This is a genomic window from Sulfitobacter sp. UBA4523, from assembly GCF_002388305.1.
In the GTDB taxonomy this organism is placed as follows: Bacteria; Pseudomonadota; Alphaproteobacteria; order Rhodobacterales; family Rhodobacteraceae; genus Sulfitobacter; species Sulfitobacter pontiacus.
Map to the genome: position 1 here is coordinate 1869 of NZ_DGMH01000015.1, position 9904 is coordinate 11772.

Below are 9904 nucleotides of genomic sequence, written 5' to 3' on the forward strand. Positions count from 1 at the left end.
CGAGCCAGCCTTTCAGCGGGCCGCCATATAGGTCTTGAGCCGCCCCAGCCCCTCGGCAATATCCTGGGTGCTGCGCGCATAGGAAAACCGCAGCCAGTGATGCCCGCGCACCGGATCGAAATCGAGCCCCGGGGTCACGGCCACACCCGCATTGTCCAGAATATCCCGCGCCAATGCGCGGCTGTCATCCGTCAGCTCGGACACATCGGCGTAGACATAGAAGGCCCCGTCGGGGGGCGCGAAACGGGTGAATCCCGCCTCGCGCAGGCCTGTGATCATCATCGCGCGGTTGGCGCGGTAGACATCCATATTCGCCTCAAGCTCATCGGTGCAATCCATCGCGGCAAGCGCGGCGACCTGACTGGCGTGGGGGGCGCAGATGAACATGTTTTGCGCGATCCGTTCGACCACCCGCACGTGATCCTCTGGCACAACCATCCAGCCGACACGCCAACCGGTCATAGAGAAATACTTGGAGAACGAATTGATAACATAGACATCATCGGTGATCTCAAGCGCGGTCACGGCCTTTTTCTCGTATTCGATGCCGTGGTAAATCTCGTCCGAGATGAAGGATGCCCCCTGCGCTTTCGTCGCGTCGATCAGCGCGGACATGGCAGCGTGATCCAGCATCGTGCCCGTCGGGTTGCCCGGCGACGCGACCAGCAGCCCCTGCAGGTCCATGCCCGCGAAATCCGCAGGCACTGGCTGCAAGCGGTTGTCAAGCGAGGTGGGCAGATCCACGGGGGCAAGGTCCAGCGCCTTGAGGATTTGGCGGTAGCTGGGATACCCCGGTGCCCCGATGCCCACACGGTCCCCGGTATCAAAAAGCGAGGTAAACGCCAGGATGAATCCGCCCGAAGAGCCAGAGGTGATGACCACGCGGTTCGGGTCCAGATCGACATTGTACCACTCCCCGTACATCCGCGCGATCCGCTGGCGCAGCGCAGGCAGCCCCAATGCGACGGTATAGCCAAGCGCGCCCTGCTCCATCGCGGCGGTCAATGCGGTGCTGGCCCCTTTGGGCGCGCCCGTGCCGGGTTGGCCGACCTCCATATGGATGATGTGGCGGCCCTCCGCCTCGGCGGCGGCGGCGGCCTGCATCACATCCATCACGATAAAGGGATCGACCTGAGATCGGGTTGAAATGCGCATGGGCTTGATCCTACTGTTGAGCCCGAACCTTTCACCGCACCCCGCTGGTGCCGTCAACCCTTGTGCGCGCTGGCAAAATCGCGCACCACCCTTGCAACCGGTGCCTGCACCCCTGCGCAACAACAAGCGAGTGACCCTGATGAAAAAGCTGATCGCCCCCGCCCTAGTGGCCCTTTCCCTGACAGCCCCCGCCCATGCGATGGACCTGACCGAACTGACCGATGCCGAACGCGCGCAATTCCGCGCCGAGGTCCGCGCCTATCTGATGGAAAACCCCGAAGTGATCATGGAGGCGGTGAACCAGCTGCAAGCCCGTCAGGCCGAAGCCCAGGCGCAGGCGGATTTCACGCTGGTGTCCGACAATGCGGCCGCGATCTTTGACGACGGCTATTCCTATGTCGGGGGCAATCCCGAAGGCGACATGACCATCGTAGAGTTCATGGACTACCGTTGCGGCTACTGCAAAAAAGCGTTCTCCGAGGTTGAAAAGCTGGTCAATGGCGACGGCAATATCCGCTTTATCGTGAAAGAACTGCCGATTCTGGGCGAACAATCCATGGTCGCCTCGCGCTTTGCCATCGCAACCAAGATCGTTGCGGGGGACGAGGCCTATAAATCCGTGCATGACGCCTTGATGAGCTTTAACGGCGACATCACCCCGACGTCGCTGGGACGCTTGGCCAGCAGCTTCGATCTGGACGCCGAGGCCATTCAGGAAAAGATGGACAGTGCCGAAGTCACCGCCGAGATCGAAAAAACCCGCGCGCTGGCACAAACGCTGCAAATTTCCGGCACACCGACCTTTGTGATGCAGGACGAACTGCTGCGCGGCTATCTGCCTTACGACCAGATGAAAGCCATTCTGGAAGAAAAACGCGGCTAAGATGCGCTTGGCACTAGCCTGTTGCGTGGCGGCTTTCCCGGTTGCCGCGCAAACCGACTTTGGCGCGCTGACCCATGCAGAACGGCGCGCCTTGGGGGAAGAAGTGCGGGCGTTGCTTCTGGCAGAGCCCGAGCTTGCAGCACCCGCTGTGGCCCCCCGTAACTATGCTGCCGAAGCCTATCAAGAGAAGGCGCAGGCGGATCTCGCGCTTATCTCATCCCTGACAGATCAAGTATTAGCCGGAGCGCCGATTGCGTTGTTTACCGGCGACGACTGCGCAGACTGCGGACGCGCACTGGCAGAATTAGAAGCGATAACAGATATATATAGCATCACCTTCACGCACCACATGATGTCTGATCCTGCCAGCGCCGCCCTTGCGGCGCAGCTTGGCATGACCGATCCTCCCTTCTACGTGATGGCAGACCGCATCTTGCGTGGCCATATGCCCGACATCGTGCTGCGGCGGTATCTGGCTCCGTAGCGCCTAGAGAAACCGCTGATGATAGCGCACCATGCGTTTGAAATGCGCATCAAGCGACCGCTTGAGATGCGGGGCCTCTTTCACGTTGAGGATATAATCGACCAGCAAGTCATACTGCTTGATCTGGCGCGGCAGCCGGTTTGACGGGGTCAGACGCGACTGCCGTTCCTCTTCGTCGATGACCTGCACCACCTGCTTTTCCGGCCAGTCGAACAGCGGCGCATCGGCCACCATCGCCTTGCCGTTCATCAACGGCAGCTCGGCGTCGTAACGAGCAAAGATCGCGCGTTCCAGCGGTTCGACCTCTGCCTTCGTCGCCACCGGCCAGGCCCAGACAAAGGCGATCTCCCACACGTCGATCTGACGGTTGGCAATCACGTCGGATCGCGCCGATGTCAGATGCCGGCGCACCCGCGTGCGGATTCCATCAACCGACTGGCCCACATAAATCGGGTTGCCGTCCAGATCGCACAGCGCATAGACGCCGATCTGATTGGTCAGCGCCGCCAGTGCCTTGCCCCGAAACGCCTGCGCCGCGTTCACGCGACGGCCCCCAGTGACTGACGTTCCAGCAGGGGCGCGAACAACACCTCGTCGAGATAGCGCACGACAGGCACGGCGACCCCATCCCCCGCCACGCGGTAGGCGTTGTTGTAGGTGTCAGGCATTTTGTAGCTGTCCGGCAACCCCATCAGCCGCGCCACCTCGCGCGAGGAGACAAGCCGGGCCTTGGTCTGGTTGCCCTTGATAAACATCAGGATCTGCCGCGAGGACCCACCCGCAGGAGTCCGCAAGCAGCCCGCAATCCCGTCGGTGCGCAGCTCTGCCCGTTGGCGGACATTCCCATCCGCATCGGGGCGCCCGCGTTTATAGATCGTGCCTACCACGGTGCGCCCCGCCTTGCGCGCCACGCGCAGCCGTTCAAGGCTGGGGGGCGACATCAGCGTCAGCAGACGGTCGGTATCCGCGGCACTGAACCACGGCATGGTGGCACGCCGTTCCAGCACACCCTCAAGCGCCTGTTCGTCGGCGGGGGCATCCCCCAATTTCCACCAGACCCAGTTGGATCGGACCGGCCGCGTGGCGGAGGCGAGAAATTTTTGCAGCTTCTTGCCGTGAAAGACATGGGACGGTTTCGGCACCGTCAGCCCCGAGATGTCGATATCCTCGCGCACGCACACAACGAACAGACGCGGCCGGCTTTGCGGCAGGAAACGCCGCGCGTCGATCTCGAGCGCGCCGACCTTGTAGCCAAGCCGCACAAAGGTCGCGAGTACGGTGTTCATATCCGCCCCACCATTGCGCGACACCAACCCGACGACGTTTTCAAAGGCGATGATACGCGGCGCAAATCCTGCTTTTATGGCCGTGGCGATCTTGTCGGCCCAATGGGCAAAGACACCGCTGCGCGCGCCGCCCAAGCCTCGCCCCTTGCCCGCAAGGCTGAAATCCTGACACGGGCTCGACGCCCAATACATATCGATCTGACGCGTTAGAAGGTCATCGGGCATGGTCGCGATATCGCCCTGATGCAATGCCGCCTGCCCCCAATTCTGGGCGTAGACCTTGCATTTCATCGCGTCGATATCGTTGGCCAGCACGCAATCCCACCGGTCCTGCAAGGCCGCGCGCACCATGCCACCGCCGCAGAAAAACTCGGCGTACGTCGGGGTCTTGGCGGCGTGATCAGGCATATCTATTGATATGGAATACGCAAATATCTGTCGATGGCAAATGCGCCGCTTGGGGCAAAGTCACTCTGCTGCTTGCTCTGCCGCTTGGGTCTCTGCTTCGATGGCGGCGGCGCGGGCTTCGACCTGTTCGACGATGTGATCGATCATCGCGTCATTGCCCAGCTTATGGCTTTGTTTGCCCGCAAGATAGACCATGCCCGACCCGTTGCCCCCGCCGGTAAAGCCCACATCCGTCATCAGCGCCTCACCGGGGCCATTGACGACGCAGCCGATGATGCTCAGGCTCATCGGGGTCTTGATATGCTCCAGCCGTTGTTCCAGCGCCTCGACGGTCTTGATCACGTCAAAGCCCTGCCGCGCGCAGCTGGGGCAGCTGATGATGTTCACACCACGGTGACGCAGGCCAAGGGATTTCAGGATCTCGTAGCCAACCTTGACCTCTTCCACGGGGTCCGCAGACAGGGACACACGGATCGTGTCACCGATGCCCATCCACAACAGATTGCCCAGGCCAATAGCCGATTTGATCGTGCCAGATGTCAACCCCCCCGCCTCGGTGATGCCAAGGTGGATCGGAGCATCCGTCGCCTCGGCCAACTGCTGGTAGGCAGCGGCGGCCATAAAGACGTCAGAGGCTTTGCAGCTGATCTTGAATTCGTGGAAATCATTGTCTTGCAGGATCTTGATGTGATCCATCCCGCTTTCGACCATCGCATCCGGGCATGGCTCGCCGTATTTCTCAAGCAGGTGACGTTCCAGCGACCCTGCGTTCACGCCGATGCGGATCGAACAATTATTGTCCCGCGCGGCCTTGATCACCTCCTTGACGCGCTTTTCGTCGCCTATATTGCCGGGGTTGATCCGCAGACAAGCGGCCCCCGCCTCGGCGGCTTCGATCCCGCGTTTGTAGTGGAAATGGATATCCGCCACGATCGGCACCGAGACCTCGCGCACGATCTCTTTCAGCGCCTTGGAGCTTTCGACATCCGGCACCGACACACGCACGATATCCGCCCCCACATCGGCGGCGGCCTGAATCTGCGCGATGGTCGCTTTGACATCCGTCGTCAGCGTGTTCGTCATCGTCTGCACCGTGATCGGCGCATCGCCCCCGACCGGCACATTCCCCACCATGATCTGACGGGACTTCCGGCGGTAAATGTTGCGCCACGGGCGAATGTGATTGAGGGACATGCAAAGCTACCTTTGGCAATGAAACAGTCGAAGGGTCTGTCAGGTTCGGTTCGCCCTACACCTATTCAGCCCGTCGCGTTGTTGCAATGGTATCCGGCTTATTCCGTCGGCGAAGTCGCCGCATTCTTCAGCTCGGCCACCATTGTCGCGAGCGCGGAATTCTCTTCCAGCACGGCTGGCTCGTAAAGCTCCGCCAGCGCCTGACGGTGCAGCGGCAGGTTCGACGTCACAGCACCACGATCGCCAACAGGCCCGAAGTACTGCCCGTCCATCGCGAAATACAGCGCGCCGGATTCGCCGGTGCGCAGCGTCGGGGGCTCTTCGGTCGCGGGGATATCCCAGCTGTCGCCCTTGTTCATGATGCCTTCAAAGATAACCTTGCCGTCTGCGGCGCGTACACGCACCCAGGACGGATAGGCAGCAACCATACGCAACTGCGGCGCGGGCCCTTCGACGACCTGCGGCACGGCACCCGGCAGTACCTCGGGCGTATCCCGTTGGACCACGGTATTCTCTGCGGTGCGCAGCGCATCTCCGACGGAAGGCGAAGGCGAGCTGGAGGCAAAGCTGCCGATACTGCGCGGATCAATCGAGGAAATCGGCGCATCCCGCGCGACCAGAACAGGCACATCCAGTGCGGCAGGACGATAAAGCCGGTCCAGCGCGTCGGAACGTGGCACAGCCATCGCGGTCGGCGCATCGGGGTCTTCTGTCGTTTCGGGGGCAGAGGCAAGCGCGCCTTGAAGCGGATCAAGGTCAGACAGCACAACAGGGGTTTCATCCACGGGGGAAACCTGCACGCGCTGCACTTCTTTCAGAACGCTCCACCCGCCATAGCCGATGCCGCCGATCAAAGCGACGAGCACCAGCAGCGAGCCCAAAGCACCGGGCTCTATTCGCGCCAGAAGGGAATCACCGACGGGTGTGAAAGGCGTCGCAGGACGGGCAAAAATATCGCTCTCGCCATTGCGGGTCATACGCTCTTCGCGGGTGGGCTTTTTGACGACCGACGCTTTAGAGGACATGCCATGCGCCACGGCAAAACCGGATTCGGCACAGAAGGCTGCGAACGCCTTGTCCGGGTCCATGTTCAGATAGCGCGCATAAGACCGCACGTAACCGGCAATGAATCCAGGCGTATCAAAGGCTTCCGGGTCGGCGTTTTCGATCGCGGCAATGTAGGATGCCTTGATCCGAAGCTCGCGTTGGACATCCAGCAGGGATTTACCAAGCGTCGCGCGTTCACCGCGCATCAGGTCACCAAGGCGCAAGTCGAACGCGTCGAAACCTTTGGCTTCAACTTGCTCGTTATCTGCCGACTTGGAAGACCACCGCCCAATCATAAAAATGTCCCGTAGCTATGCCCGCTGCCCTTAATCGAAACAACATGTTGATTCGAGATTAAGCTTTTCTTTCGATATCGGTAGCATAAATCAACGGACTATACGAAATATTCGGGGTCACCCCGCCATTTCGGCACGATTCAGCGCACAATGGGACCACAAAGCGTCCATCGCGTGGACCAGCCCTTCGATTTCCAACGGGCCATGTACGGGCGACGGGGTAAAGCGCAAACGCTCTGTCCCGCGGGGCACGGTGGGGAAGTTGATCGGCTGCACATATATGCCGTGATCCTCTAGCAGGCGATCCGACAGAATCTTGGTGTGTACGGGGTTTCCGACAATCACGGGCACGATGTGGCTGCCGTGATCAATGATCGGCAGACCCAAGCCCTTGAGCCGCAGTTTCAGCACTTTGGCCTGCTGCTGGTGCTTCTCGCGCAGTTCGGGCGCGGTCTTGAGGTAGGCGACCGAGGCCGCAGCACCGGCGGCAACCGCTGGCGGTAGGGACGTGGTAAAGATGAACCCCGGCGCGTAAGACCGGATGGCATCGCACATCTTGGCCGAGGCCGCGATATAGCCACCCATCACGCCGTAGGCCTTGGCAAGCGTTCCGTTAATGATATCCAGCCGGTGCATCAGGCGATCACGCTCGGCGACCCCTGCCCCACGCGGGCCGTACATCCCCACGGCGTGGACCTCGTCGATATAGGTCAGCGCGCCGAATTCATCGGCAATGTCGCAAATCGCCTCGATCGGGCCGAAATCGCCATCCATCGAGTAAATCGATTCAAAGGCGATCAGCTTGGGTGCGGCGGGATCATCAGCGGCCATAAGCGCGCGCAGGTGGTCCACGTCGTTATGGCGGAAGATACGCTTGGCCCCGCCATTACGGCGGACCCCTTCGATCATCGACGCATGGTTCAGCTCGTCGGAATAGATGATAAGGCCGGGAAAGAGCTTGGGCAGCGTGCTGAGCGTCGCGTCATTGGCGATATAGGCGCTGGTGAACAGCAAGGCGGCTTCCTTGCCGTGCAGGTCCGACAGCTCTTCCTCAAGACGTTTGTGGTAAATCGTGGTACCCGAGATATTGCGCGTCCCGCCCGACCCTGCACCCGTCGCGTCGAGCGCTTCGTGCATCGCGGCCAGAACGACAGGGTTTTGCCCCATCCCTAGGTAATCATTCCCGCACCAGACGGTGATATTCTTCTCTTGCCCGTCGGGTTGGGTCCAGACAGCGTGGGGGAATTGACCATTGCGGCGTTCAATGTCGATAAAGGTGCGGTAGCGACCTTCCTCGTGCAGCCGGTCAATCGCCTGATCAAGCTGTTTGGTATAGTCCATTGCGCCTTGCTCCTTCGTCGGTGGCGGGACCAGCAAAGGCAACCGGATCATTCGCCATATTCGTGCTTTAGAATGAATATAGTTTAGAGCCATTCAATTCAATGCCTTAATAGGAACCGATTGTCGCAGGTGCCGCCCCGGGGCGCGTCGCATCGCGGTCGGATGTCGCGCATCGGAAACCTGCACGCTGTCCCGCTTGCGTCAAAGGCCTGATTCTCAAGCGATTCTCACGCGGTATGGCGCGCAAGCTGCGGCCACCTCGGGCGGACCACTGGACACGGCCAAGCGCGCTGATACGGTCGCGGCAATCTTCACCCTGACAGAAAGGTTTACCCCCATGTCCCTACCCGACGTATTGGCACGGATCGATCATGATCTGGATGCGGCCACCGACCGGCTGCTCGATCTGCTGCGCATCCCCTCCATCTCGACTGACCCCGCGTTCAAGGAAGACTGCGACCGCGCCGCCGACTGGCTGGTCGAGGATCTGAACAGCATCGGCATCAAGACCACCAAACGCCCCACCCCCGGTCACCCGATGGTGGTGGGCCATGTGGACGGCCCCGCCGACAAGCCGCATATCCTGTTCTACGGTCACTATGACGTCCAGCCTGTCGATCCGCTGAACCTGTGGCACCGCGATCCCTTTGATCCCGCGGTCGAGGACACGGCAAAAGGCCGCGTGATCCGCGGACGCGGTGCCGCAGATGACAAGGGCCAGCTGATGACCTTTGTCGAGGCGCTGCGCGCGTGGAAAGCGGTCAATGGCGATTTCCCCTGCCGCATGACCTTCTTCTTCGAGGGCGAGGAAGAATCAGGCTCCCCGTCGCTGGTGCCCTTTATGGAAGAGAATGCCGACGAGCTGCGCGCCGATTACGCGATGATCTGCGACACAGGCATGTTCCAGTCCAAGGTGCCGTCGATCGTGACGATGCTGCGCGGCTTGATGGGCGAAGAGGTCACCATCACCGGCCCTGATCTTGACCTGCACTCTGGCATGTACGGCGGCGTGTCGATGAACCCCGCGCGCGTCCTGTCCAAGGTCATCGCCTCCCTGCATGATGACACGGGCCGCATCACGGTGCCCGGCTTCTATGACGGGGTGCCAGAACTGCCCGACGATATTCAGGCGCAGTGGCAAGGGCTTGCCTTTGATCACGACAGTTTCCTTGGCGATGTGGGCCTGTCGAAACCCGCCGGCGAACAGGACCGTATGCCGATCGAGATGATCTGGTCGCGCCCCACGTGCGAGGTCAACGGCATGTGGAGCGGATACACAGGTGCCGGTTTCAAGACCGTGCTGCCCTCGCAGGCTCACGCCAAGATCAGCTTCCGTCTGGTGGGCACCCAGGACCCGCACGTCATCCGCGACAGCTTTCGCAAGATGGTCACAGACATGATGCCCGAGGACTGCGAAGCGACGTTCCACGCCCACGGGTCGAGCCAAGGATCGGTCTTCGAGACCACCGCCCCCGCATTCGAAGATGCCCGCAAAGCGCTGACCGATGAATGGAACGTCCCCGCCGCCTATGTCGGCTGTGGCGGATCGATTCCCATTGCGGGGCATTTCCAGAAAATTCTGGATACCACGCCGGTGCTGATCGGATTCGGGAAAGACGACGACGCCATCCACTCCCCGAACGAGAAATACGACCTCGAAAGCTTCCACAAGGGAATCCGAAGCTGGGCACGTATTCTGGATGCGATGACGTAAGCAAACGGGCGGGCCTAACGGCCCGCTTTTCCCTTTTTAGGACGAGGTAAATCAGAAATCTAAAAAGGGAGAAGTGGCGCGGTTGACGGGGCTCGA

At 60.9% G+C, this 9904-nt stretch carries 9 protein-coding genes; 3 read left to right on the forward strand and 6 right to left on the reverse strand.

The window, feature by feature from the left end:
* Positions 1-12 precede the first annotated feature (12 nt).
* A complete protein-coding gene (locus B3849_RS02730) occupies positions 13-1155 on the reverse strand; it encodes a pyridoxal phosphate-dependent aminotransferase (protein WP_278426237.1) in 1143 nt (380 codons plus the stop codon).
* Between the two features lie 139 nt (positions 1156-1294).
* Between B3849_RS02730 and B3849_RS02735 the strand changes: the two genes are divergently transcribed.
* Both B3849_RS02735 and B3849_RS02740 read left to right on the forward strand, forming a co-directional pair.
* The gene (locus B3849_RS02735) at positions 1295-2038 is read left to right on the forward strand and encodes a DsbA family protein (protein ID WP_009826938.1); all 744 of its coding nucleotides are present in this window, start codon (positions 1295-1297) and stop codon (positions 2036-2038) included.
* 1 nt (position 2039) lies between these two features.
* Positions 2040-2522, forward strand: a complete 483-nt coding sequence (locus B3849_RS02740; protein WP_278426236.1) for a disulfide bond formation protein DsbA — start codon at positions 2040-2042, stop codon at positions 2520-2522.
* A 3-nt stretch (positions 2523-2525) separates the two neighbouring features.
* On the opposite strand, the gene B3849_RS02745 is transcribed toward B3849_RS02740, so the two are convergent.
* The 5 genes from B3849_RS02745 to hemA all read right to left on the reverse strand — a co-directional run bounded on the left by B3849_RS02745 (position 2526) and on the right by hemA (position 8094).
* Positions 2526-3065 (reverse strand): GIY-YIG nuclease family protein, encoded by a 540-nt coding sequence (locus B3849_RS02745; protein ID WP_074635001.1) that lies wholly within the window; start codon positions 3063-3065, stop codon positions 2526-2528.
* Entirely contained in the window at positions 3062-4216 is a 1155-nt protein-coding gene (locus tag B3849_RS02750; RefSeq protein WP_278426235.1) for a DNA cytosine methyltransferase, read from the reverse strand. The genes B3849_RS02745 and B3849_RS02750 overlap by 4 nt, the downstream gene beginning before the upstream one ends.
* A 60-nt stretch (positions 4217-4276) precedes the next feature.
* Positions 4277-5410, reverse strand: coding sequence for a flavodoxin-dependent (E)-4-hydroxy-3-methylbut-2-enyl-diphosphate synthase (gene ispG, locus B3849_RS02755; RefSeq protein ID WP_074635003.1), 1134 nt, complete (start codon positions 5408-5410; stop codon positions 4277-4279).
* A gap of 98 nt (positions 5411-5508) precedes the next feature.
* The gene (locus tag B3849_RS02760; RefSeq protein WP_037944164.1) at positions 5509-6753 is read right to left on the reverse strand and encodes a helix-turn-helix domain-containing protein; all 1245 of its coding nucleotides are present in this window, start codon (positions 6751-6753) and stop codon (positions 5509-5511) included.
* A 117-nt stretch (positions 6754-6870) separates the two neighbouring features.
* On the reverse strand, positions 6871-8094 hold the full coding sequence (gene hemA / locus B3849_RS02765; RefSeq protein ID WP_037944163.1) for a 5-aminolevulinate synthase: 1224 nt from the start codon (positions 8092-8094) through the stop codon (positions 6871-6873).
* Positions 8095-8431: 337 nt separating this feature from the next.
* Between hemA and B3849_RS02770 the strand changes: the two genes are divergently transcribed.
* Positions 8432-9808, forward strand: a complete 1377-nt coding sequence (locus B3849_RS02770) for a M20/M25/M40 family metallo-hydrolase (RefSeq protein WP_278426232.1) — start codon at positions 8432-8434, stop codon at positions 9806-9808.
* Positions 9809-9904: the final 96 nt, after the last annotated feature.